24 protein-coding genes are annotated in these 23,605 nt (G+C 70.9%); 14 read left to right on the top strand and 10 right to left on the bottom strand.

Translation table 11 applies throughout. From position 1 onward, the window contains the following. Positions 1-40 precede the first annotated feature (40 nt). From ABJI51_RS37840 to ABJI51_RS37800, 9 genes are all read left to right on the top strand, one after another. Positions 41-712 carry a DUF4190 domain-containing protein gene (locus tag ABJI51_RS37840; RefSeq protein WP_348955962.1) on the top strand — a complete coding sequence of 224 codons (672 nt, stop codon included), beginning with the start codon at positions 41-43 and terminating at the stop codon, positions 710-712. A 504-nt stretch (positions 713-1,216) separates the two neighbouring features. Then, the gene (locus tag ABJI51_RS37835) at positions 1,217-3,064 is read left to right on the top strand and encodes a hypothetical protein (protein ID WP_348955961.1); all 1,848 of its coding nucleotides are present in this window, start codon (positions 1,217-1,219) and stop codon (positions 3,062-3,064) included. Positions 3,065-3,068: 4 nt separating this feature from the next. After that, entirely contained in the window at positions 3,069-4,781 is a 1,713-nt protein-coding gene (locus ABJI51_RS37830; protein ID WP_348955960.1) for a hypothetical protein, read from the top strand. Between the two features lie 26 nt (positions 4,782-4,807). Next, on the top strand, positions 4,808-5,014 hold the full coding sequence (locus ABJI51_RS37825) for a hypothetical protein (protein WP_348955959.1): 207 nt from the start codon (positions 4,808-4,810) through the stop codon (positions 5,012-5,014). Between the two features lie 17 nt (positions 5,015-5,031). Then, complete coding sequence (locus ABJI51_RS37820; protein ID WP_348955958.1) at positions 5,032-5,265, top strand: hypothetical protein; 234 nt, start codon at positions 5,032-5,034, stop codon at positions 5,263-5,265. Positions 5,266-5,331: 66 nt separating this feature from the next. After that, on the top strand, positions 5,332-6,591 hold the full coding sequence (locus ABJI51_RS37815) for a YeeE/YedE family protein (protein ID WP_348955957.1): 1,260 nt from the start codon (positions 5,332-5,334) through the stop codon (positions 6,589-6,591). A 341-nt stretch (positions 6,592-6,932) separates the two neighbouring features. Continuing rightward, positions 6,933-7,652, top strand: a complete 720-nt coding sequence (locus tag ABJI51_RS37810) for a FadR/GntR family transcriptional regulator (protein WP_348955956.1) — start codon at positions 6,933-6,935, stop codon at positions 7,650-7,652. Positions 7,653-7,700: 48 nt separating this feature from the next. Then, complete coding sequence (locus tag ABJI51_RS37805) at positions 7,701-9,125, top strand: extracellular solute-binding protein (protein ID WP_348955955.1); 1,425 nt, start codon at positions 7,701-7,703, stop codon at positions 9,123-9,125. Further along, entirely contained in the window at positions 9,122-11,137 is a 2,016-nt protein-coding gene (locus ABJI51_RS37800; RefSeq protein WP_348955954.1) for an ABC transporter permease, read from the top strand. The genes ABJI51_RS37805 and ABJI51_RS37800 overlap by 4 nt, the downstream gene beginning before the upstream one ends. Here ABJI51_RS37800 and ABJI51_RS37795 read toward each other — a convergent pair. Further along, positions 11,073-11,693, bottom strand: coding sequence for a TetR/AcrR family transcriptional regulator (locus tag ABJI51_RS37795; protein WP_348955953.1), 621 nt, complete (start codon positions 11,691-11,693; stop codon positions 11,073-11,075). The two genes, ABJI51_RS37800 and ABJI51_RS37795, sit on opposite strands and share 65 nt — an antisense overlap. A 54-nt stretch (positions 11,694-11,747) precedes the next feature. Between ABJI51_RS37795 and ABJI51_RS37790 the strand changes: the two genes are divergently transcribed. Next, positions 11,748-12,692: an alpha/beta fold hydrolase gene (locus ABJI51_RS37790; RefSeq protein WP_348955952.1), complete on the top strand. Its 945-nt coding sequence runs from the start codon at positions 11,748-11,750 to the stop codon at positions 12,690-12,692. Here ABJI51_RS37790 and ABJI51_RS37785 read toward each other — a convergent pair. Both ABJI51_RS37785 and ABJI51_RS37780 read right to left on the bottom strand, forming a co-directional pair. Beyond that, complete coding sequence (locus ABJI51_RS37785; RefSeq protein WP_348955951.1) at positions 12,622-13,437, bottom strand: class I SAM-dependent methyltransferase; 816 nt, start codon at positions 13,435-13,437, stop codon at positions 12,622-12,624. The two genes, ABJI51_RS37790 and ABJI51_RS37785, sit on opposite strands and share 71 nt — an antisense overlap. Positions 13,438-13,445: 8 nt before the next feature. Further along, positions 13,446-13,892, bottom strand: coding sequence for a GbsR/MarR family transcriptional regulator (locus ABJI51_RS37780; protein WP_348955950.1), 447 nt, complete (start codon positions 13,890-13,892; stop codon positions 13,446-13,448). 131 nt (positions 13,893-14,023) lie between these two features. Here ABJI51_RS37780 and ABJI51_RS37775 point away from each other — a divergent pair, with 131 nt between their 5' ends. Next, positions 14,024-14,512 carry a hypothetical protein gene (locus ABJI51_RS37775; protein WP_348955949.1) on the top strand — a complete coding sequence of 163 codons (489 nt, stop codon included), beginning with the start codon at positions 14,024-14,026 and terminating at the stop codon, positions 14,510-14,512. A gap of 59 nt (positions 14,513-14,571) precedes the next feature. On the opposite strand, the gene ABJI51_RS37770 is transcribed toward ABJI51_RS37775, so the two are convergent. After that, a complete protein-coding gene (locus ABJI51_RS37770) occupies positions 14,572-14,739 on the bottom strand; it encodes a hypothetical protein (RefSeq protein WP_348955948.1) in 168 nt (55 codons plus the stop codon). Between the two features lie 169 nt (positions 14,740-14,908). On the opposite strand from ABJI51_RS37770, the gene ABJI51_RS37765 reads away from it, so the two are divergent. Continuing rightward, a complete protein-coding gene (locus ABJI51_RS37765; RefSeq protein WP_348955947.1) occupies positions 14,909-15,352 on the top strand; it encodes a hypothetical protein in 444 nt (147 codons plus the stop codon). Here ABJI51_RS37765 and ABJI51_RS37760 read toward each other — a convergent pair. Further along, positions 15,327-16,340, bottom strand: a complete 1,014-nt coding sequence (locus ABJI51_RS37760; protein WP_348955946.1) for a hypothetical protein — start codon at positions 16,338-16,340, stop codon at positions 15,327-15,329. The genes ABJI51_RS37765 and ABJI51_RS37760 overlap by 26 nt on opposite strands. Then, positions 16,337-16,660, bottom strand: a complete 324-nt coding sequence (locus tag ABJI51_RS37755) for a hypothetical protein (RefSeq protein ID WP_348955945.1) — start codon at positions 16,658-16,660, stop codon at positions 16,337-16,339. Before ABJI51_RS37755 ends, ABJI51_RS37760 begins: the two co-directional genes overlap by 4 nt. A 186-nt stretch (positions 16,661-16,846) precedes the next feature. Between ABJI51_RS37755 and ABJI51_RS37750 the strand changes: the two genes are divergently transcribed. Beyond that, the gene (locus ABJI51_RS37750; RefSeq protein WP_348955944.1) at positions 16,847-18,346 is read left to right on the top strand and encodes an alpha/beta hydrolase; all 1,500 of its coding nucleotides are present in this window, start codon (positions 16,847-16,849) and stop codon (positions 18,344-18,346) included. On the opposite strand, the gene ABJI51_RS37745 is transcribed toward ABJI51_RS37750, so the two are convergent. Together ABJI51_RS37745 and ABJI51_RS37740 are read right to left on the bottom strand one after the other, a co-directional pair. Then, positions 18,327-19,559 (bottom strand): cytochrome P450 family protein, encoded by a 1,233-nt coding sequence (locus ABJI51_RS37745; protein WP_348955943.1) that lies wholly within the window; start codon positions 19,557-19,559, stop codon positions 18,327-18,329. The two genes, ABJI51_RS37750 and ABJI51_RS37745, sit on opposite strands and share 20 nt — an antisense overlap. Positions 19,560-19,674: 115 nt before the next feature. Next, positions 19,675-21,591 (bottom strand): AfsR/SARP family transcriptional regulator, encoded by a 1,917-nt coding sequence (locus ABJI51_RS37740; RefSeq protein ID WP_348955942.1) that lies wholly within the window; start codon positions 21,589-21,591, stop codon positions 19,675-19,677. 112 nt (positions 21,592-21,703) lie between these two features. Here ABJI51_RS37740 and ABJI51_RS37735 point away from each other — a divergent pair, with 112 nt between their 5' ends. Beyond that, positions 21,704-22,582: an alpha/beta fold hydrolase gene (locus ABJI51_RS37735; protein ID WP_348955941.1), complete on the top strand. Its 879-nt coding sequence runs from the start codon at positions 21,704-21,706 to the stop codon at positions 22,580-22,582. An 11-nt stretch (positions 22,583-22,593) separates the two neighbouring features. Here ABJI51_RS37735 and ABJI51_RS37730 read toward each other — a convergent pair whose 3' ends face one another. Continuing rightward, the gene (locus ABJI51_RS37730) at positions 22,594-22,947 is read right to left on the bottom strand and encodes a DUF805 domain-containing protein (RefSeq protein WP_348955940.1); all 354 of its coding nucleotides are present in this window, start codon (positions 22,945-22,947) and stop codon (positions 22,594-22,596) included. Positions 22,948-23,031: 84 nt separating this feature from the next. Beyond that, a complete protein-coding gene (locus ABJI51_RS37725) occupies positions 23,032-23,544 on the bottom strand; it encodes an Lrp/AsnC family transcriptional regulator (protein ID WP_348955939.1) in 513 nt (170 codons plus the stop codon). Positions 23,545-23,605: the final 61 nt, after the last annotated feature.

Below are 23,605 nucleotides of genomic sequence, written 5' to 3'. Positions count from 1 at the left end.
ACGCTTTCGGTCGCGTCGCCGCTGACTGAAAGAGGCCATCGTGTCCCACCCCATGCCGCCGTCGCCGCCGATGCCCGCGGCGAACCAGTACAAGAACGGCCTCGGCACCGCCGGGTTCGTCCTCGGGCTGGTCGGCCTGATCTTCGCGTTCATCCCGATCATCGGGATCGTCGCGTGGCCGCTGACGATCCTCGGCCTGATCTTCGGTGTCATCGGGACGCTGCGTGCCAATCGGGGCCAGGCGAGCAACAAGGGGCTCGCCATCACCGCCGTGGTGCTCTCGGCCATCGGGCTGGTCATCTGCATCATCTGGACCGCGGCCTTCGGCAAGGCCGTCAACGACGCCGCCAACAGCCTGCCCACCGCGGCCGCGCCGCCCGCTGTCGCGGACGCGGGGTCCGCGCCGGCGAACGCGGCTCCGACCACCGCGGCGGCGGGCAAGCACACCGTCGTCCTGGAGGTCACGACGGCGGCGAAGTCCAACGTCCAGTGGAACAGCGGGTTCACCGCGAACTCCCAGGACGTCCTGGAAAAGGGCAAGACCTGGAGCCAGACGCTGACGATGGATGACCTGGCGTTCACCTCGGTGACGGTCACCCCGGTCGAGTTCAAGGCCGGCAGCAAGGACAACACGTGCAAGATCACCGTCGACGGCAAGACGGTCGTGGAACAGCACAACAGCGTCGGTGCCATCTGCACCTACCAGCCCTGACACCCAACCCCCCCCCGCCCCAGGACGTCGTGGCCGACCGGCCACGACGTCCTGGCGCAGCACGACCATCTGATTCCGGCAGCCGCCATGGCCTCGAGTGCCTGCGGCGCCCCGGCTTTTGCAGGCATGGCACCGTCATCGGACGCGAGCCGCCGCACGCCCCGCCGGAATCCCCCTTTCCGGTGAACTGCTCACCCGCAGGCGCCGTATCTCATTCTTTGATCACAGTTTGACGCCGGGACCACCGCACGCGACCATTTGGCCCATGTCCGGTTTCGTCCGTCTGGTGCAGCGCCGTCACGTTGATCTGCGCCACCAGGCCAGCGCGCTGTGTAGGACCTTCTGACACTTCCGCCTCATCGGCGGCTTTTCGGGCTGCGCGTCGTCGTGCGCGGCAACTCTGGTCTTCCCCCGGTTTCCGGCTGCCCGGAATCCGGGGGAAGAAGTGTGTGTTTCGTGGCGCCTTCAAAACGAACTGCCTTCAAAAGAACACAGGGAGAACGCATGCTGTTGAAAACGCTCCGGTGGCGGAAAGTGGCGCTGGGTGCCACCGCCGCGGCGCTCGCCGTCAGCGCGGTGACCTACACCGGCTCCGCCACCGGTGCCTACGCCGACGTCCAGGTCGTCACCGACGCGAAGACCGCCTCCGACGGCAAGCAGTACTGGGTGCAGAACCACCTGGTCTCGAAGGACCTTGCCGCGCAGGCCCGCGCCGAGGGCGGTACGCCGAAGAAGTGGCTGCTGGTCTGGGCCGGTGACGAGAACATCGCCGACACCCTCGTCAAGGACATCAAGAACCTGCCGGGGACGCTCGGCGGCGGGCTCACCAAGCTGAAGAACGCCTTGCCAGGACCGGACTTCCTCGCCGTGATCGACGCGACGCAGGGTTCGCCGACCTACGGCAAGGTCGTCAACACCGCGACCGTCGGCCCGCTCGTCGAGAACGAACCGCACCACATGCAGTACGTGTGGCACAAGGGCGACACCATCTACGCCGGGGCGCTGTTCGCCGCCGCGACGTACGCCTTCGACGTCAGCGCGCTGCCGCAGCTGAAGCTCAAGGGCGTCAGCCTGCCCACCAACACTCTCGGCGGAAGTGTCCCGGACGCCTACTGGGTGCTGAAGGACGGCACCGCGTACGGCACCTACATGGGCGGCCCGGTCGTTCCCGGACCGCACGCCTATGCCGACGGCTCCACCCAGATCGGCAACGGCTTCGCGGGCAGCCCCGGCGAGGTCGTCCACTTCGGACAGAATGCCGAAGTCCTCTCCGAGTCGCCCGCGGCGACGCCGCAGGGTGACAACGCCAAGCTGTGCGACAACCTGCCGCAGCTGGGCAAGCCGACCTGCGCCAACCCGCACGGCATCCAGGCCCGCGAGGACCTGAACACGCTCGTCACCAGCGACTACGCCGAGCCGCGCAACATCATTCTCGACCCGGTGAAGCAGCCGTCGCCCTACCTGCGCCGTCCGACCGTGCGGGCCTGGGACATCTCCGACCGCAACCACCCGAAGCTGCGGGCGGTGTCGTACCTGCCCGACGGGCCGCGCGCCGATCCGGCCGATCCGCTGCACGCGGAAAGCCGGGCGGTCATGGAGACGACCGTGACCAACCTGCCGGGGCACAAGGGCGCGTTCGCCCAGACCATGCAGGGCGGCGCGGTGTTCTACACGCCGGACATCACCGCGGCCGAGCCGCACTGGATCGAGGTGTTCGACGATGGCGCCGCCAACAAGGCGATCTACCCGAACAACGACGCCAACGGCGGCAGCTCCAACGGCGGCTGGATCCAGACGAGCCCGGACGACAAGTACCTCTACCGCGCGATCGTCGGGCGGCAGAAGGGCACGCTGTCGCCGGACGACCCCGGAACCACCGGCGGCGTCTACGTCCTCGACATCCAGAAGCTGGTCAACGCCGGCGACCGGATCGAGGACATCGAGGGCCGGATCGACACGAAGGCGAAGGCGCAGCAGGGCGGGGGCGGCGACCTGCCGACCGTCGTCGGCGCGGCCCCGATCAACCCCGGCACGCCGGGAGCGGGCCCGCACTGGGGCGCCTACGACAACTTCGTGCTCGGCGACGACGGCTTCTACCACGAAACCACCACCCCGCAGCACCTCGCGGTGTCGAACTACTTCGTCGCCCGGTCCGGTTTGGACGGTGACCACAAGGTCAACCTGCTGAACCTCGGCCCGGACGGGAAGGTGTCGGTCGACCAGAACTTCCGGGACGAGTTCACCGGGCAGGTCGGCATCAACTTCAACCGCAAGTCGTGGCCACACGGGGCGTTCGGCAACGCCAAGCCGCACTCCGAGCTGTTCGTGGTCGCGGACGCGGACGTCCGGTAACGCGATGGACCACCACCACGACCCGGTGACCGGTTCGTCCACAGTGGACGTCCTGGCCCTGCTGCTGCGGCTGGCGCTGCTGCTTTCCACGGCGTTCCTCGCCGGGGGAGGCCTGCTGCGCCCGCTGGTGACCGAACCGCCGAAACGGCCGCAGCTCGTCCTGTCCGTGCTCGGCGGCGTCTCGGCCGTGCTTGCCGTGGTGTCGGCGTTCGCCGCCGACGTCACCGTGGCCGCGCTCGCGGTCCACGTCGTGCTCGCGGTGGCCGTGCCGGTCCTGCTGCGGTGGCCGCGGATCGGGCGCTGGGCCTCGGTCGCCCTGCTGGTCCTGGTCGTCCTGGAGACGTCGCTGGGCGGCACGGGTGTCGAGTTCGCGCTCGACTCGGTGTTCGTCGCCGCGGCCGCGGTCTGGTTCGGCTTCGCGCTGTACGGACCTGCGGTCCCGGAGACGGCGGCCCTGCGGCCCGGCCCGTGGGCGCTCACCCTCGGCGGCCTGCTCGTGGTCGCCGGGGCGGTGCGGTTCGGGTTGTCCGGCGCCGGTTTCGACCGGCGGCTGTACACGACGGTCTTCGGGTTCGTGGTGGTGGCCGTGGTGGTCCTGCCGGTGGCGGTGAGCGTGCTCGCCGCCCTCCGGCAGGGCCGCGCCTACCGGCTCGGTGCGGCCGGTGTCGCGGCCGGGTTCCTGGCCTGGAGTGCGCTGGGCGCACTCCCGGCACCGCCGCCGCTGCCCGTGCCGGGCGTGCCGCTGCTGGCCGACGGGCCCGGGTTCCCGGTGCTGGTCAGCCCGCAGCGGCCGGGCCCCAACCTCGTCCACTTCCCGGCGAGCGCGGGCGGCGGCATCTCCGCCGGCGTCCGCGGCGGGCCCGTCACCGAGGCCGTCGCCCGGCCCGGCGCCGAGGGCACGTGGGCGGCGGTCGACCTGCCGCCCGGCCGCAGCGACCTGGAAATCCGCCGCGGCGGCACGACGACGGTCGTCGAAGTCGACGCCGGTCACGCGCCCGGCCCGGCCATCGCCGACGCCGACGCGCCGGAATGTGCGTCGGCGGCACTCGGCGGCCTCATCGCGGGCCGCGCCGACGTCCTGACCGCGTGCCCGTCCGACACGCTCACCCCGGAGGACGCCGGGGCGCTCGTCAAGCTCGTCGAATTCCTCGCCGGGCGGAAGCCGTCGGCGATCACGCTGGTCGAAGACACCTCGCCGCGGGGTGTCGCGGCCGCGAAACTGGTGCGCGAGACCGCGGCGCGCACCGGGCTGGCCGTGCGGCCGGACGCGGGCCCGGACACCGCGCTCGTGGTCGTCTCCGGCTGGGCGGCCGGGTACCCGGCCATGACGCGGGCCGCCGGGCTGCAACGCCGCGAACCCACCCACCAGTACGGGCTCTACCTGGCGCCGTGGCTGCTGAACGGCCCGATCGTCAACGCCGTGGCGAGCGTGTCGCTGCCGCTGCGGTTCGACCCGCGGGAAGCGACCGCCGTCGGGTACGCCGTGGCGGTCGGCGACCGCTTCGGCGGCGAAAGCCCGACCCCGGGCGGCTTCCGGACCTGGCTGGGCGGTGACCACGCGGCCGGCGACGTGCAGATCTTCGCCGCCGCCCAGGTCAACGCCATGCCGATGGACCCCACCGAGCCCCACGCCGTGGGGATGGTGATGGACCGCGACTACGCGGGCCAGTGGGTCCCCGACGGAACCATCGTGCCGATCACGTCGGTTCTCCGCTGAAACCCCTGCAACGAAAGGAAAATCCCATGAAACGTCTCGCGGCCCGGGTCCTGCTGCCGCTCGCCGCGGCCACGGCGTTCACCGGCCTGGCCGGCGGCGTGGCGAGCGCCGACCCGGTCCAGGGTCCCGTCTGGCTGGTCCCCGGCGTCGACCTCGGCAGCGTGCTGGGCCCGCTCGGCCAGCCGGTCGCCCTGCTCGCCCCCGTCTTCGGTCTCGTCACCGCTGTTTCCTGACCCGAAAGGTGTATCCCATGAAGAAAAATCTCGCCCGTGCGGCCGGCGCCACGCTCCTGGCCGGGGCGGCCCTGTTCGGCGCGGCGGCGCCGGCACTGGCCGCGGACGGCCCCGGTGTCGTCGTGGTCGACGAGCCGGACACCGGCGGCCTGAACAACATCTGGACGTTCGCCCCGCTCGGCGTCCCGGTGCTCGGGCTGATCCAGTCGGTCAACGGCGTGCCCGGCAAGCTCCTGCCGTCCTGGTCCTGACCACTCCGGCGGCCCCCGCCCGGCGGGGGCCGCCCCGCTCCTTCCCCTGTCCTCTTGGGAGTGCCGATGTCCACCTCCACCGAACGTCCCTTCCTGCTCAGCTCACCCACCTCGTGCGCCGCGCCGCAGCCGGCGCCCGAAGAACCCGTCCGCGTGGTCCCGCTGGTCGTCGCGGCCGTGCTCGGCATCGGCCTCAGCTGGTACGTCTGGGCGTCCTACGGCGCCAAGTCCGGCGCGCTGCTGGTGCTCGGGCTGCTGCTCGGCCTGGCCCTGTTCCACTCCCGGTTCGGCTTCACCTCCGCGTGGCGGCAGCTGATCGCGGTCGGCAACGGCACCGGGCTGCGCGCGCACACCCTGCTCCTCGGCACCGCGGCCACGCTGATCGCCCTGATCGCGGGGACCGGGGCGGGCCTGTTCGGGGCCACGCCGAAGCTCACCGCCGGACCGGTCGGGCTGGCCCTGTTCGCCGGCGCGGCGCTGTTCGCGATCGGCATGCAGCTGGGCGGCGCCTGCGCTTCGGGCACGCTGTTCGCCGTCGGCGCCGGCCAGTCCACGATCGTGCCGACGCTCGGCGGCTTCATCGCCGGCTCGGTGCTGTTCACCTGGGCCTACCCGGTCTTCACCGGCTGGCCGCAGGTGTCCGGCTTCCTGCTCGCCGACCACGTGGGCTGGTGGGGATCATGGGCGATCACGATCGCCGCGCTGCTGCTCGTCGTCGTGGTGACGCGGGTGGTCCAGGCCCGCCGGACCCCGCCGCCGGTGGACACCGTCCCGACCGCGCGCGGCTTCGCCCGCGTGTTCCGGGGTTCCTGGCCGTTGCTGGCAGGCGCCGTCGTGCTGGGCGTGCTCGCCGCGGCGGTGGTGCTGGTGTCCGGAAGCCCGTGGGGCGTCACGTTCGCGTTCGCCCTGTGGGGCGCGAAACTGCTGCAGCTGGTCGGCCTGCACCCGGAAACCTGGGAGTTCTGGCAGACCCAGTCCAACGCCAAGGCGCTGGCGAGTCCGATTTGGACGGACCGGACGAGCCTCACCGACATCGGGATCATCCTCGGCGCCGCCGTCGCGGCCGCGGCCGCCGGAACCTGGAAGATCCGCGCGGAGATCCCGTGGCGGACCTTCGCCGCGGCCGTACTGGGCGGAATCCTCATGGGCATCGGCGCCCGGCTCGCCGGCGGCTGCAACATCGGCGCGTACCTGGCCGGCATTTCCACCGGCAGCATCCACGGCTGGCTCTGGGGCCTGTTCGCACTCGGGGGAACGTGGATCGGCATCCGGCTCCGCCCGCTGTTCGGGCTGGCCAATCCCCGGCCCACCGACAGCATCTGCTGAACCGCCCCGGATCGGCCGAAGCTCGGGTAGGCGGTCTGCCGCAGCTTGTCGTGAGTGGTAATTCGGGTTAGAACGCGAATTACCACTCACGACGCGCTTCCGGCGGCGGCCTCGGCTGTCCGGCCGGGCAGGGCACCCGCGTGGTGGGCTGAAAGGCGCTTTCATCTCGTGTGGCGCAGCGAAAGGGACTTTCGTCGCGCCGGACGCCAGGAAAGTCCCTTTCAGCTCACGCCGATGGCGCGCGGAAGGTGTCCTTCGGGGCGTCGGTGCCGCGGGAGCTTGCCGGATTCGTCCCGGTGAACGGGTATCGCGACGTCCAACTTGTCCGATAAGCTGATCAGATGCCAAGCGGACAGGAGTCTCCCGCCCCGGTCCGGGTCCGGACTCTTCCGGTGCAGGTGGCCGCCCACCTGACCCGGCGCATCGTGCAGGGCGGCGGGGCTCCCTCGGAACTGGAGATATCGCAGGAGTTCGGGGTCTCCCGCGCGGTGGCGCGGGAGACGCTCAAGATCCTGGCCTCACTGGACATCGTCGACGTCGCACAGGGACGACGTGTCGTCGTGCGGCCACGGGCGGAGTGGGACTACCTCAGCCCGTTGCTGATCGAATGGCTACCTGTCGAAATCGTCGACGAGCTGCTTCGTGAACTGCACCAGATGCGCGCGTTGCTGGAACCCGAACTCGCCGCGATGGCCGCGGCCGCCGTCACCAGCGAGACGCTGGCGCGGATGCGGGAACAGATCGGGCGCATGGCGGCGCTCGAAGCGGATTCCGATGCCTACCTCGAAGTCGACCACGAATTCCACATGGAGATCTGCCGGGCGGCGGACAACCGCATCCTCGACCGGATCATGTACTCCGCGCGCTGGCTCGGCACGGCCAGCAGGCGCGTCACCAACGAGGCGCCGTCCGGGCTGCGCCGCGCCACCGCCGAGCACACCGAGATCCTCGACGCGCTCGTCGCGCGCGATCCGGACCGTGCTCGCGCGGCCATGCGCGCGCACCTGGACAAAAGCTACTCGACGTTCCTTGCCGAAAGGCAACAGCGCAGCAAACGCTAGCGCACTGCACGACCGAGATCCGGAACCGACGACGAGGACGGACGAGGCATGGCAGAAAACACGGAGTGGTCGAGACGCACCTTCCTGGGGATGAGCGCACTGGGCGCGCTCGGTCTCGCCGGGTGCGGCAGCGGCCCCGCACCCGCACCGCAGGTCGACGTCCAGGTGCCCCAGGCACTGCTCGACCAGGCCGCCGCCCTCCGCGGCGGATCGGTGGGAATGCTTTCGCAGAAACTGTATTCGGAGGCCGCCAACAAGGCGCTGGACCGGTCGCTGCAGGTCTTCGCCAAGGCCACCGGCACCACCATCCGCAACGACCTGGTCTCCGGCGACGCCGGCGACATGGTGGCGAAGATGGACGCCGAGGTGAAGGCGGGCACCAACCGCGATCTGGCCTTCCTGAGCGACCGGCGGTTCGTCGGCCAGCTCCACAACCTCGGCGCGCTCACCGACGTCACCGACGTCGTCGAGGAAATGCGCACGCTCTACGGGGAACCGGCGACCGAGGCGAACAACTACTGCGTGTTCGGCGGTCGCTGGTACGCGATCCCGTACCACTTCATCGCGACCGCGATGTACCTGCGCAAGGACTGGTACACCGAGAAAGGCCTGCCGCTCAAGCCGTACTACACGTGGGAGGAGCTGCGCGACAACGCGCTGGCCGTCTCCGATCCGGCGAAACGGCGCTTCGGCTGGGGCCTGACGGTGAACCGCTCGGGCGACGCCAACGGCTTCATCACGAACGTCATCAACACCTACGGCGGGGCGATCGCCGACAACACCGGCACCAAGGTCGTGTTCAACTCGCCGGAGACCGTCGCCGCCGTGACGTTCATCGGCGACATCTACCGCAACCCGAAGTACGCGCCGATGCTGCCGCCGGGAGTCGGCAGCTGGACCGATTCGAGCAACAACGAGAACTGGCTGGCCGGGATCCTGGGCCTGACGCTCAACCAGTTCAGCGTCTACGCCGACTCGAAGACGAAGAAGAACCCGGTCTACGGCAACACGCATCCGTTCAACGGCGCCACCGGGCCGGCACTCGACCGGCCGCTCGCGTACGGGGAGTCCAACTCGTTCGTCGTGTTCAAGGGCGCGAAGAACCCCCAGCTGGCCAAGCTGGTGGCGAAGTTCATGGCAGGCGGGAGCGCGCTGCTCGGCGTCGCCAAGGAAGCACCGTGCCTGGTCAACCCGTCGTGGGACAAGGTGTGGGACTCCGACCCGTACTACACCACCGGTGACCCGGCCTTTCCCGCGCTGCGCGAGCAGACCCGCACGCCGCTGCCGGTCAAGACCAAGACCGGCTACGCGTTTCCGCAGGCGCCGAGCCCCGGCGAGCAGGCGGCCGTCGCCGCCTACGTGCTGACCGACATGATGCAGTCGGTCATCCAGGGCACCCGGCCCGCCGAAGCCGTCGCCGCGACCCACGCCCGGATCGTGCAGATCTTCGAGCAGCAGGGCTACCGGCAGTGACCGTCCTGCGTCCGAAGAGGACAGAGCGGGCGCCGGTCCGCCCGGCGCCCGCCGCGTCGTCCTCGCTCACGCGGTCGCAGCGGCTGCTCGGGCGCGACTGGCGTCTCGCCGCGGTCTTCGTCGGGCCGACGCTGGTGCTGGTCGCCGGGTTGATCCTGGTCCCTATCGCCGGTTCGGTCATCACCAGCGCCACCGAACGCCACGGCGCGGAGACGGTCTTCGTCGGGCTGGACAACTACGTCGCCCTCATCGGCGACGGCCTGTTCCACAAGGGCGTGCTCAACTCGTTCGTCTTCACCGCCTACGCCGAGATCTTCAAGGTGACGCTCGGGCTCATCGCGGCGCTGATCCTGCACCACCTGCGCCGCGGCAAGGCGATCGTCGCCGGGGTGATCCTGCTGCCGTGGGTGATCCCGACCGTCGTCACGGCCTTCACCTGGCGGTCCCTGCTGGACCCGATCTTCGGCAGTGTCAACAGCCTGCTGACCGAGACCGGGATCGGACCGGCCCTCGCCGCGCTCGGGCTCGTCGACTCCTGGCCCGCGGAATGGCTGTCCGATCCCGCGCTCGCGATGCCGTCGGTGATCCTCGTCAACGTCTGGAAGGGCATCCCGTTCTTCACGGTGACGTTCCTCGCCGGGCTCAAGGCCATCGACGGCAACCTGCACGAGGCGGCGATGGTGGACGGTGCCTCGCCGTGGCAGCGCTTCGTGCACATCACGCTGCCGGGGCTGCGTCCCGTCATGATCGTGACGGTGCTGCTGTCGTCGATCTGGACGTTCAACAACTTCGACCTGATCTGGCTGATGACCCAGGGCGGGCCGGGGGACGCGACCGCCCCGTACGTGATGGTGGCGTACTCGAAGGCCATCCAGCAGCTGCAGCTGGGCGCGGGCGCCGCGGTCACGCTGGTGATGCTGCCGGTGATCGGCGTGCTCGTGGTGATCCTCGTGCGGATGATGCGCCGCAGCGACCTGCCGCGCGCCGTCGATCTCGGACGCCGCCGGCTGACGCCCGCGCAGCGTCGCGCGCTGCCGTGGGTGATCATCGCGGTGTCGGTGCTCGTGCTGGTCTGGGCGTCGCCGCACATCGCCTGGAAGGCCGCTGTCGTGCTGGGGGTGTTCGTGCTGCTCGCGGCCATCGTCGGCCGGGTCGTCTCCGCGCTCGCGGCACGGGGCAGCCGGCTCGCCGCGCGCCTGGTCGGCGGCACCGGAACCGGCGTTGCGCTCGCAGGGCTGCTGGGTTTCGTGCTCGCGCCGCTCTACTGGGTGACGGTCACGGCGTTCAAGTCCGACGACCAGATCGTCGCGCGCACCGACGATCTCTGGCCGACCCCGTGGACCACCGACCAGTTCACCAACCTGTTCACCGGGGCGTTCGGCACCTGGTACGTCAACACGATCCTGGTGTCGGTGGCCTCCACCGTGATCGCCCTGGTCTGCGCGGCACTGGCCGGCTATGCGCTGGCACGGCTGAAGTTCCGCGGTTCGGAGAGCTTCACGGTGACGATCCTGCTCACCTACGTCATGCCGGGCGCGCTGCTGTTCATCCCGCTGTACCAGCTGGTGAGCGCGATCGGGCTCAACGACTCGCCGTGGTCGCTGGTGCTCGCGTACCCGACGTTCACGCTGCCGTTCGCGACGTGGCTGCTCGTCGGCTACTTCAAGTCGATCCCGGCCGATCTGGAGGAGGCAGCGCTGGTCGACGGCTGCACGCGGTTCGGGGCGTTCCTGAGGATCGTGCTGCCGCTTGCCAAGCCGGGCCTGCTCGCGGTCGCGCTGTTCACGCTGACCAACGCGTGGAACGAGTTCCTGTTCGCGTTCGTGTTCATCACCAAGGACGACTACAAGACGCTGCCGGTCGGCATGCAGTCGATGATCTTCGGCGACGTCGTGCCGCAGGGCCAGCTGGCCGCGGCGTCGCTGCTGGTCAGCATCCCGGTGGTGCTCATGTACGGGTTCGGGCAGCGGTTCCTGACCGAGGGCCTGACCGCGGGCGCGGTGAAGGGCTGAGTGCGCCCAGACTGACGTCGACGACCGTGCGAAGCTCCCGCGGGCTCGCCCCGGCCCGGCTCAGCACCGCCAGCGACTGGTTGACCGCGGCGAAGTGGACGGCGAAGTCCCGGGCATCGGGCAGAGCCGCGGCGGTCAGCGCGGCGCGCAACCGCTTCTGCTGGGCTTCGAGAGCCCGGACCGCGCGTGCGGCGATGGCCGGGCTCAGTGCCGGGATCGCCATCGCGGTCTGGGCGATCAGGCAGCCGTCGGGCACCGCGGGGTCGGCGATGCGGCGCAGGGTGACGTCGAAGAAGGCACGCACTGCCCGCAGCGGGTCTTCGGCCGCGCCCGCGAGGGCCTGGTCGTACTGCTCGCCGTACCGCGTGGCGTAGCGGTCCAGGCAGCGCAGGTACAGCGAATCCTTGTCGCCGAGGGAGGCGTAGATCGAGCTGCGGTTCAGCCCGGTGGCCCTGGACAGGTCGTCCACGGAGGTCGCGGCGTAGCCTGCCCGCCAGAACTGGACCATCGCCGCGTCGAGTGCGACGTCCATGTCGAACTGCTTCCGTCCTGCCATCGCCCCACCATCCCATCTTGGACCAACCAGTTCAAGATGAGGTAGGTTTGCGCCATGATCTCCCGGTTGCCGCTGCCCGGCCTGCCCGGTTTCACCCACCGCTGGACCGAGGGGGAGGGCGTCCGGCTGCACGCCGTGGACGGCGGCCGTCCGGACGGCCCGGTGGTCGTCCTGCTCGCCGGCTTCCCGCAGACCTGGTGGGCGTGGCGCAAGGTGCTGCCGGAGCTGGCCCGCCGGTACCGGGTCCTCGCGATCGACCTGCCCGGGCAGGGCCATTCGGACCGCCCGCCCGGCAGCTACGACACCCACACCGTCGCGGCGCGCGTCCACGCGGCCGTGATCCGGCTCGGCGTGGCGAAGTACTGGCTCGTCGCCCACGACATCGGGGCCTGGGTGGCGTTTTCGCTGGCCCTGAACCACGAGCGGCAGCTGCACGGTGTCGCGCTGCTGGACGCCGGCATCCCGGGAATCACCCTCCCGGAGTCCATCCCGACCGATCCCGCACGGGCGTGGAAGACCTGGCACTTCGCGTTCCACACGGTGCCCGATCTTCCGGAGATCCTCCTGGCGGGCCGCGAGCGGGACTACGTGGCGTGGTTCCTGAAGGCCAAGGCGCTGTCCCCGGACACGTTCGCCGACGCCGAAATCGACCACTACGCCGCCGCGATCGCGGCCGGGGACGGCTTACGCGCGGCCCTGGCCTACTACCGCGATGCCGCGGAATCGGGACGCCGCAACCACGAAGCGCTAAGCCGGGGCGCATTGTCCTTGCCGGTGCTGGGAATTTCGAGTTCCCACGGCTCGATCCCGGACATGGCGGCGTCCCTGAGCCCCTGGGCGGCCGACACACGGGGAGTCGTGATCCCCGGCGCGGGACACTTCATCCCCGACGAGCAACCCGCCGCGGTGGCCGAGGCGGTGACCGCGTTCATCGGGGACCGAACCGGTAGCGCAGGACGCGGGTGCCCTGCCGGGACAGTGCGGTGCTGTGGCTCATGAGCCGCGTGACCGTGCGCAGGGGCTGCGGAAACGCGGCCACTTCCGGGGCGCGGGTCAGCAGCTGCTCCTCGGCCAGGGTCAGGCCGGCCTGCCAGGTTTCGGGCTCGCGCGGGTCGTCGAACCCCTGCGCGGCGGCGATCCCGATCGCCTTGATCGCCGGGTGGTACTTCATCGACCAGGCGGCGAACCGGGTGTAGCCGTTGAGGGCGAGTTCCCCGGTCTCGAAGTGCGCGGTCAGCTCCCGGGCCAGCCGCCGGAAGGTGTCGCCGGGCAGGAACGGCAGCAGTCCTTCGGCGACGATCATGGCGGGCCGGTCGCGGGGGAGCGGGTCGAGCCACCCCGGCGTGGTCAGGTCGGCGCCGAGCCGCAGCGACCGGTCCGGCAGGAACCGCGGCCGCAGGTCGACGACGTCGGGGAAGTCGACGTCGTACCAGTCGACGCCGTCCGGCGGGTCGCAGCGGAGGACGCGGGTGTCGAGCCCACAGCCGAGGTCGAGCACGACGGCGCCCGGGTGGGCGGCGACGAACGCCCGGACCGCGTCGTCGAGTTTCCTGGCACGCAGTGCGGTGCTGCCGACGAGACCAGGCTTGAGCTTGAGCTTGCCGAAGTCGTAGTCGATCTGGTCGGCGACGGCGGCGGAATGGGTGTCGCCGAGGATCGGGTGGGGCAGCTTGCTGTCCAGCGCCCTCGCGTAGAGGGTGAGCAGCAGGGTTTCCCGGAGCGGGTCCAGGTCCAGGCGGTACACGGAAGTCCTCACGGTGTCGGGGGATTGCGCGCGGCGATGTCGCGCAGCCAGGTCAGCGACCGCTGGGCGGCGCGGATGCGTTCGGCGTGCGGGCCGGCGAGTGCCACGCCTTCGTCGGCGATGTCGCCGAAGGCGCCGAGACTGTCGAGCTTGCGCTGGATCACCTTGTGCCAGGCGTCGTCTTCGATGCGGTAGTAGGTGGTCCGGTCACCGGGCACGCGAACCCTGCGCACGAGCCCGATGGCGGAGAGAAAGCGCATGTTCGACGTCAGCGAGGCGCGGCTGGCCTGGATCGTCTCGGCAATCTGGCCGGCGGAGCGTTCGGGCGGGTCGCAGATCATCAGCAGGCCGAGAATCCGCCCGGTGATCGGCGGCAGCGCCCATTCCTCCACGCAGAACGTGGCCACGCGCTCGATCCACTGCAGCACCTCGTCCTGGTTGTCCGGACCGGACACAGCGCTCCTCCTCGACTAGTTGCTTCAGTCTCGACTGAAATGACTAGCCGTGTCAACCCCAACATCGTGGCCAGGAAGAGTGCGGTCGTGCTGGGATACGGGCTGTGGCAGCTGCACATGGTGGGGGACTGATGGCCGAGTTCCGGTACAAGATCACGAAGTACGACCCGCGGTTCTACAGCGGGCCGGGCGGGGCGTACACGCGGGACGAGTGGACGTCGTTCTCCGACATCGGGAAGACGTTCGACGGGGTGGAGCTGACCCGGGAGGCGTACGAGCGGATCGAGGGGCTGTACCTGATGGCAGTGCGCACCGGCCTCGAGGCGGCGGGCATCGAGCAGCTGCGGGTGCGCGGACTCGAGGATCACGGAGACGCGCCTGATTCACTGACCGAGGGAAAGCCGGTCGCACTGCCCGAGGCGGTGGAGATCTGCCGGGCACTCCTGCGCGAGGCCGGTTTCTGGTGCCGGTTGGAGGACGGCGACCGGGCGTATGTCCACGTCGGGTACGACTACTACCTCTACCTGGGGACCCCGGTCGATGTCGGGCCCGCGCTCGCGCCGATCGTGGAGGCCGGGTTGTTCGTCGAGGCCGGGTTCACCTCGCCGTATATCGAATAGCGGTGCGCACCGCTGAACACCGGCGAGCCCGCACCACCGGGGCGCGGGCCCGCTTGCGGTCAGGGGGTGCTCGGGCCGGGCTTCGGGACGTCGCCGATGTAGGGACCGCCGCCCATTCCGCCGATCGGGGATGGGTCCGTCAGGGGGGCGCTTGCCGCGGATGCCGCCGGGGCGAGCACCGCGAGGGCGGCCGCGGTCAGCAAAGCGGCTGCTACAGCACGTTTCATGGTCTGCTCCTTCACGTTCCCCCGTATCGTGCTCGCCCCGACTTCCAAACCGCTTCCGTCCTCACGACGGCGGCGCAGAGGGTGGCCGGTTCCTGCCAGTGTGCGCCGGGCCACCACTCAAGGAGGTTGACTCGGGCACAGCAGAATCCGGCGGACCCAGGAGGGGCAGATGAACGAGACGATGGTGCAGTACCGGCCGAGCCGGGTCCCGTTTGCCTTGGCCGTGACCTTCTCGCTCCTGCTCGGCCTGCTGGCGCTGGCGGCCGCCGCGGGCGGGCTCGACCTGGACGACGCCGCCGCGACCACCTTCGGTGCCGTGCTCAGGACCGTGCTTGCCGTGGTCGGTCTGTGCTGTCTCGTCGGCGTGGTGCTGCTGGCGTTGTCGCGGTCGGCGGGGCGGATCTGGACCGCGGTGGCCGGTGCGCTCGCCCTGGCTCTGCCGGTGCTGGTCTCCGCCGCCTTCGCGGCTCCGGCCGACGCGGCCATGGGCGTCCGGCAGGCGGGTGGCCTCCTGGTGCTGGTGACGGTGACCCTGTTCGGCCTCCTGACGATGGTGCACAGCCTGCGCCGTGACACCCGTTACGTGATCACCACTTCGGCACGGGCGCGTTGACGAACTCGTGCCGGATGGCCCGCACCTCGTCGACGAGGGCTTCCACCCCGGCCACGGCCTTCTTCAGGACGTCGTCGGCTTCGTGGAGATAGTTCTCGAGGATGTCGTAGCAGCCACCGGCCTGCAGTTCCTTCTGGTGCTTCATTTCCTGGCCGATGTCGTTGATGGTCATGACGGCCGCGACGGCCTTTTCGAGCTGGACGCCGGCGATCACGTTGGTGATTCCGCTCAGCAGCATCCACCCGATGTCGGAAAGGTGCTGGGTCTGGTTGTCCCAGGCGTGCACGTTCCGCACACAAGCGCCCATGAGGTTGTCGATGTCGAGCCGGGCGCCGTGGATCACCGCGGCGTAACCCACCAGGCAGTGCGCCATCCGGCCGAGCCCCTGGCCGCGGTAGAGGTCGCCGGGATCGCGGTCGCCGTGCCAGAGGTGCAGTTTCGCGAACTGTTCCATCGCGGCCTTGCCGGCGTCGTCCTTCCAGAACTGCCAGACGTATCCGCCGTCTTTCGCGAAGTTCTCGACGAGCTGGACCCACAGGGGATGGGACTGCCCCAGCCGCGCGGCCTCGATCCGGTCGAGCGCGCTGCCGACCCAGCCGCCGGAAACGACCTTCAGCGATTCCCGGATCTCGTTCGCGTGCTCGGGAACCGTGCCGATGTCCTGCCCGGACAGAATGTCCGCGTGGTAGAAGAAGTCCTCGGGAGTCAGGTCCGGCCGGGGATCGCTGCGTGCGGACCCCTGCAGGATCGGGTATTCGTCGTAGAAGTCGGCTTCGCCCGGGGTCAGGCCCGAGCGCAGCTCGCCGTCGTTCATTTCGGTGATTTCGATCTTGCCGACGTCGACGTACCGGGGCGGCCAGGTGTCGCCGGTGTACTTCAGTTCCGCGAGACTGCGCAGCATTCCGCGCAGCCGCGGCGCATTGCCGTCGAGGAAGACCGCGTCCAGGTGGCTGATGCCCTCGTAGCTGTCGTCGTAGGTCCACGTCATGGCCGCGGCCCGTCCGCCGTGCCGAGCTGGGTGGCGATCCGGTTCAGCGACTCGGTGGCTCGCGCCTCGGTCGCCTGGTACGTCCCGGCGGCCTGCCGGAGCCGATCACGAAAGCCTTCCAGGAACAGGCAGAAGGCGTCCTCGTCGGCGAGGAACTCGTCGAAGACCTTCTCGAAGGCCGCGCTGAAGTTCTCCAGGCCGCGCTGGTAGCCGCCGGTCTTGCCGTAACCCGCTCGCAGGTGCAGGCCGCCGTGGACCTCGTTCCCGACGTCGTGGAGATCGACATTTCGTGCTCTGAAGTGCCGTACTGCGTCGTCCACCAGATTCGCGGCCTTTCCAGTTCCGCGGGATTCACGTCCGTCACAGGGCCCTCCCTCGTCGGCCGGACAGGGCCAGCGTAGAACTTCGTCGCCGGTTTCGTGGCAAGTTGTCGCGATTGCTCGGTGGACAGCCAGCCTCACCCCGTGCTAAGACTCTTAGTAACAAAACATCTCTGGGGGAGAGCTATGCGGGGGAAGATCGCGGCACTTGTCATCCTGCTCGTCACCGCCCTGGCCCAGCCGGTGGCCGCGGCGCCGCGGCTGGACTGGGTGCCCTGCGGGCCGGCCGCGGACTGCGCGAAGATCACTGTCCCGCTGGACTGGGACGTCCCGGACGGCCCGCGGATCACGCTCGCGTTCAACCGGCACAAAGCCGACCCGGCGCACCGCAAGGGTGCCCTGTTCATGGCGCCCGGGGTGGGGTTCGACTTCCTGCTGACCGACGTCCGGTCCGGGGTGTTCGCGATGTTCCCGGACCTGCTGCGCGACTTCGACCTCATCGGCGTGGACGTCCGCGGCGGCGGGATCCATCCCTTCAACGGCAGGCAACCGGCGCCGTTCCGCTCCGACGCGATCGAGTGCGGACTGCCGGTGCACGATCCCGGCATCAGCTCCTCGGCGGCCGAGGTCGACGCGCTCGTCCGGTACAACCGCGCGTACGAGGCGAGCTGCACCAGCCCGCTGGCCGACCATATGGACGCCGTCACCCAGGCCAAGGACCTCGACGCCGTCCGGGCCGCGCTGGGGGAGGAGAAGGTGAGTTTCTTCTTCTACGGCTACACCGGTCCCGGCCAGGCCTACGCGCGCCTGTTCCCGCACCGTGTCCGGGCCATGGCGATGGACAGCCCGCTCGACCACAGCGTTCCCGTCGTGGTCAGGGCCGCCGAGTACGCGTCCACAGTGGAGCGTGAGTTCAACCGGTTCGTCGCGTGGTGCAACGGATCGGCGAGCTGTGTCCTTCATGGACAGGATGTCGCCGCGGTCTACGACTCGCTGCTGCGCCATGCCGACCGATATCCGGTGCGGCTCGACCTGCCGCCCGAGCCGGGGCGTCCGGAGCCGCAGCAGGCCACGGTCCTGGTGCGGGGTGACGACCTGGCCTTCCTGACCGAGCAGCTGCTGGAAATCGGCGATCTCACGCTGCCCGGCGGGGGCATGGGCTGGGCCGACCTCGCCACCGCCATCCAGCAGGCGGGCAGTGGCGCGAGCCCGACGTTCGCGTTCGTCTACCGCTACTCGTGGGGCTACCGCGACCTGTGGAACCCGCTGCGGGCCGGGCAGTGCGACGACTACCCGGCGTCGGTGGTCGACCTCGCGGCCGCCCGGCCGATCGTGACCGCGCTGGCTCCGCACACCCGCGGCGCGTCTCAGGCGTGGGACGCCTTGAGCGGCTGTGTCGGACGGAGGCCGGGAACGAATCCGCCAGGGCCGACCGTGGTCCGGGGTGTGCCGCCGGTTCTCGTCGTGGGGGCGCGGGGCAACCCTTGGTCGCCGTATCCGGACGTCGCCAGGGTGTCGGCGGAAATCGGCGGCAGCGTGCTGCTGACGTACGCGGGCGACGCCCACATCGCGTTCCTGTCGTCGCCGTGCGTGGCCGCGCACATCCAGTCCTATTTGGACGAACTGACGCTGCCCGCGGCGGGCACCGTGTGCCCGGCCGTGCCGGTCAGGACACCCGGACCTTGAGGGTGTCCAGCCCCCGCGTCAGCACGCTTTCCTGCCAGCGCACCGAATCCGGTGCAGCGTCCAGCTCCAGGTTTCCGAAGCGGCCGAGCAGTGCGCGGAGCGCGATCTCGCCCTCCATCCGCGCCAGGGGTGCGCCCAGGCAGTGGTGGATGCCGTGCCCGAAGGCCAGGTGGCCGCCCGCGGGCCGGGTGATGTCGCACTCGTGGGGGTCCGGGAACCGGGCGGCGTCGCGGTTCGCGGCCAGCAGCGACACCAGGACGAACTCGCCTGCGGGAATCTCGACCTCGCCGACCCGGACGGGTTCCGCCGTGAAACGCAGCGTCGCCAGGTGGACCGGGCTTTCGAAGCGCAGGAACTCCTCGATCGCGCCGGGGATCAGGGCGGGGTCCTGCCGGAGCCGGGCCAGCAGCTCCGGCCGCCGGAGCAGGATCAGCACGCCGTTGCCGATCAGGTTGACCGTCGTTTCGTGCCCGGCCACCAGCAGCAGGAACGCCATCGACAGCAGCTCCACTTCGGACAGCCGGTCGCCCGCGTCCGTGACGTGCACGAGGCCGGACAGCAGATCCTCGCCGGGCGCGGCACGCTTGGCCTCGATCAGCTCCGCCAGGTAGGCCGCGAGCGCCGTCGAGTGGTCCTGCAGCTGCGCCGGGTCGGCACTGCGGACGATCGTGCCGGACCAGGTCCGGAACCGGGCGCGGTCGGCGTGCGGCACGCCCAGCAGCTCGCAGATCGCGATGATCGGCAGCGGGGACGCGAAGGCGTCCAGCAAATCGACGGTTCCGGCGCCCTCGACGTCGTCGAGCAGCTCGGCGGCGACCTGTTCGAGCCGCGGCCGCAGGCGCTCGACGGTGCGCCTGGTGAACGCCTGGGTGACCAGCTTGCGCAGCCGGGTGTGGTCCGGCGGATCGAGGTTGAGCAGATGCGCTTCCAGCGCCGAGGAGAACCCGCGCTCTGGGGTGTCCGCCGCCTGCCGGGCGCGGTACAGCTCCATCATGCGGTCGTTGTCCTTGCGCAGCCTGCTGTCGGCCAGCAGTGCCCGTGCGTCCGAATAGGACGTCGCCAGCCACACGCGCCGACCGGGTGGCAGCCACGCGCCCGCCTCCGGCGGCATGATCACCTGCTGCACCGGCGCATGGCGCAGGCTCTCATAGAACGCGCGCGGGTCCTCGACGAACTTCCGGTCCAGCTCGATGGGGACGTCCGGTTTCGGCAAGGCACACCTCCGGTGGCAGCAGCGTCTGGCCCGGACCGTACCCGCAGGTCCGCGACTTCCGGAGTCGTGAAGACGAGAATCAGAAATCGGCGGAACATCTTTACGGCCGGGACAGTCAGTGCCCGGCCGCGCAGGCCTCCGCCGGTTCGCGGTAGCGCGCCACCGGTCCCAGCGTCAGCATTCCGCTGCCCGCCCCGGCGTGTTCCGAACCCGCCTCACGCAGGGCGGTCGCGGCCCGGGCGGCGACGGCTCGGTCGCCGAGGACCACGGCCGCGTGCGCGGTCAGGCACCACATCGCCTCCTGCATGTGGTCGTACGGCGGCTCCGGCGCCGCCGCGAGCGCGGCACGGGCTTCCTCGTCCCGGCTCTGGGCGAGCAGGACGTGCGGGTGGGCCCAGTGCCGGTACGGGCCCCAGTCGAGGTGCCGGTCGGTGGGGGCCGGGCGGTCGTGCAGCAGCCGTAGTCCCAGCAGGGCCAGCGGAAACAGACCGCGGTGCAGGCCCGGCATCCCGGCGGGCCGCAGGGCGTCTTCCGCGGCGCGGTACTGCGCCGCGGCCTCGGCGGGCGACGGTCCGCCGGGTTCGGTGCTGCGGGTGGCCGTCACCATGGCACGGAACCAGGCGGTCAGGACGGCGACGAGCGGCGCCTCGGTGCCGGCCGCGAGCTTTTCCGCCTCGGTGGCCTGCGTGGCCGCCGCCTCGAAGTCGCCGCGGGCCGAGGCGGACTGCAGGCGGACGAGCCTGCCGAGGACGGCGAAGTTCGGCAGGTCGTGTTTCGTGGCGACGTCGAGGATTTCGGCGCCGATCCCGTCCCGCACGGCCGCGAGCCCGGGACGGGTGAACGACTGCAGGAACACCCCGTTGAGCGCGAACGCCAGCAGCGCGGGATCGGCCAGTTCCCGGGCCAGCGTCTCGGCTTCGCCTGCGGCCTGACGGGCGCGCTCGCGCTCGGGGCCGGTCTGGCCTGCGCTGCGGCTTTCGACGGCGATCGTGGCCAGGAGCCGGGCCCGCAGTCCGGCGGGGGCGTCCGGGCCGAGCCCGGTGAGCGTGCGTTCGGCGGCCGCGACGACGGCGCGGGACTGCTCGAGGTCGTCGGCGCGGCTCCAGATCGCGGGCACGTCGTAGGCGCCGATGACCCGGGCGGTCAGCTCGAGGTCGCCGGTGCGTTCGGCGGCCTGGATCGCGGCGAGGCGGTCGCGCCGGGAGTGGACGAGCGCGTCGCCGCCGGCCAGCGCGAGCGTGCGGGCCAGGTGCACCGTGGTGCGCGGGCCGAGCCGGAGACTCCCGCCGGTGTAGGCGACGGGTCCGGCGAGGATGTCGGCTTCCAGGCGTTGCAGCTCGGCACCGGGGTCGAGCCCGAGCTGGCCGACGAGCATCCGCCGAGCGCGCCGGAGGGTGTCCAGGGCGTCGGCCTGGCGGCCCGCGCGGTGCAGCGCGCGGGCGAGCAGCCCCCAGGCGGGCTCGCGCCAGGGGTGTTCGGCGACGTGCGCGCCGAGTTCGGCGACGAGATCGGCGCCCTCGCCGGCGTCGAGCAGGATGCGGGCACGCAGTTCGAGCCCCGCCAGCCGCAGCTCCTCGAGCCGGTGCTGTTCGCGCTGCACCCACGGCGAGGCGGGCAGGTCGGCGTAGACGGGCCCGCGCCAGTCCGCGAGTGCCGCGGCGAGGCCGGTCACCGCGGCGGGCGTGTGCCGGGCACGGGCGAGGGCGTCCTCGAACCGGTGGACGTCGATGTTCTCCCGGGGCAGGCGCAGGGCGTACCCGGTGCCTTCGGTGACGATCACCCGCGGGGGAGTCCGGGGCGGCCTGCCGGGTTCGAGCGCGCGGCGCAGCGCGGCGACGAACGTCCGCAGCGCGCCGACCGCGCGGGCGGGCGGCTCGGTCCACAGGTCGCCGACGAGTGTGCCGGTGGTGACCAGCCGCCCCTCGGCGGCGACGAGCCGGGCGAGCACCTCCCGGTGGCGCGGACCGCCGAGGTCGACGGGGCTGCCGTCGTCCCGCAGCGCCCGCACGGCACCGAGCACGTCGATTCGCATGACCCCATCATGGGTCCCCGCCCCGGCGCGCGCCCGTGCGCACTGATCGGTTGCTGATCGGCGTCGCGCAGGCTGGCCGCGTCAGGTTCCCGATCCGGAAAGACAGCCTTCGATGACCCTCACCATTCCCGGTTTCGACCACCTCCGCCTGCCCGGTGCCGGCGGTACCGAGCTGGCGGCCGCCGTCGGCGGCAGCGGCAGGCCGGTGGTCCTGCTGCACGGTTTCCCGCAGACCCACCTGATGTGGCGGCACGTCGCCGCGCGGCTGGCCGGCGAGCACACGGTGATCTGCCCGGACCTGCGTGGGTACGGCGCCAGCGACAAGCCGGCGGCCACCGGCGAGGAGGTGTACGCCAAGCGCACGATGGCCGCCGACGTGGTGGCCCTCGCGGCGGCACTCGGCCACGAGCGCTTCGCCCTCGTCGGGCACGACCGGGGCGCGCTGGTCGCCTTCCGCGCCGGTCTCGACCACCCCGAGACCGTCTCGCACCTGGGCATCCTCGACGTCGTGCCGACGCTGGACATGTGGGACGTGCTGCACGGCGTCCCGGCGGCCGTCGGCTACCACCTCTTCCTCATGGCGCAGCCGCCGGGACTGCCGGAAACGATGATCGCCAACAGCGCGGACGCGTTCTTCGGCTCGTTCCTCGACGCCTGGGCCAACGACCCGGCGGCCATCCCGGACGACGTCCGCGCCGAGTACCTGCGGGCGAGCGCGGCGGCGGTGCCGTCGATCGTCGCGGACTACCGCGCCTCGGCGGGCATCGACGTCACCCACGACCAGGCCGACCTCGACGCGGGGTCGCAGCTGGCCATGCCGGTGACGGTGGTCCAGCAGGACTGGGGCGCCCAGCTGGGGTATGACGCCGCCGCGGTGTGGCGGGCGTGGGCGCCGGACCTGGACCACCGGCTGACCCGGGCCGGGCACTTCATGGCCGAGGAAGCGCCCGAGGAGATCGTCACGGCGATCCGGGACCTGCTGGCCCGCTGAGGGGCCCCGACTTATCCGGCCGCCGGGGTGCCGGCGAGGTCGCCGGCGCCCGGCGGCGGGCCGAACCGGTTCGCGTGCGGCTGACCGCGGTCGGAAAGCATGATGAGCAGGGCGATCAGGCCGAGCGCCGAAATCGCCAGCCACAGCCAGCCACCCCGGCGGCCGAGGTCGTGGAGCCTGCGGACCCCGACCGCGACCATGGGCACCAGCATCAGCAGGTAGAGCACCATCAGCGGCGTGAAGTCCGTTTCCACCGCGGGCACGCTCACGGCGGCGACGGCGAGGAACAGCAGCCAGAACTCCTTGCGGGTGGCCCGTCCCCGGAAGCTCACGCACCACCTGAGGCCCTTGCCGATCGTCTTCATCGCCACCTCCGTGTCTCCGGTCAGTGTCGGACCCGGCGGGGTGGTGCGGAGCGTGCTGTCCGGAAGCTGCCAAGCGCGGCCGGATCAGTCCTCGGGCAGCGCCGGGCCCGGCTCGTACGGCAGCACCGAGCGGTGCCGGACCGGGGAGGACAGCACGATCGACGTCGTCGTCGACCCGACTTCGGCGAACTCCGCCAGCAGGCGCTCCAGGTGCACCGTGTCGCGGACGACGACCTTGAAGATCCAGCAGTCGTCCCCGACGACGTGGTGGGCCTCCAGGACCTCCGGGCGGTCCAGGATGCGCTTCATCGGGGTGCGGTCGGCGGTGCGGACCGCGGGCGCCAGCCGGACGAACGCGTTCAGCCGGTGCCCGAGCGCCGCCGGGTTGACCACGGCCGAGTAGCCGAGGATCGCGCCGCCCTCCTCCAGCCGCCGCAGCCGGTCCGAGACGCTCGGTGAGCTGAGGCCGACGCGGCGGCCCAGCTCGGCCAGCGTCATCCGCCCGGACTCCTGGAGCAGCGCCAGCAGCGACCGGTCGACCTCGTCGAATACGCCATCTCGGTGAGAACCCTCGTCCCACCTGTGTTCCTGAGGCATTATCCTCCTTGGGGTCGACTGATCTAAGGTCGATGGTATCAAATGCTTTAGGTCTATAGGC

Origin of the sequence: Amycolatopsis melonis, from assembly GCF_040064235.1 — a bacterium.
Lineage (GTDB): Bacteria > Actinomycetota > Actinomycetes > Mycobacteriales > Pseudonocardiaceae > Amycolatopsis > Amycolatopsis melonis.
This window is presented reverse-complemented; position numbering and strand designations above follow the sequence as displayed.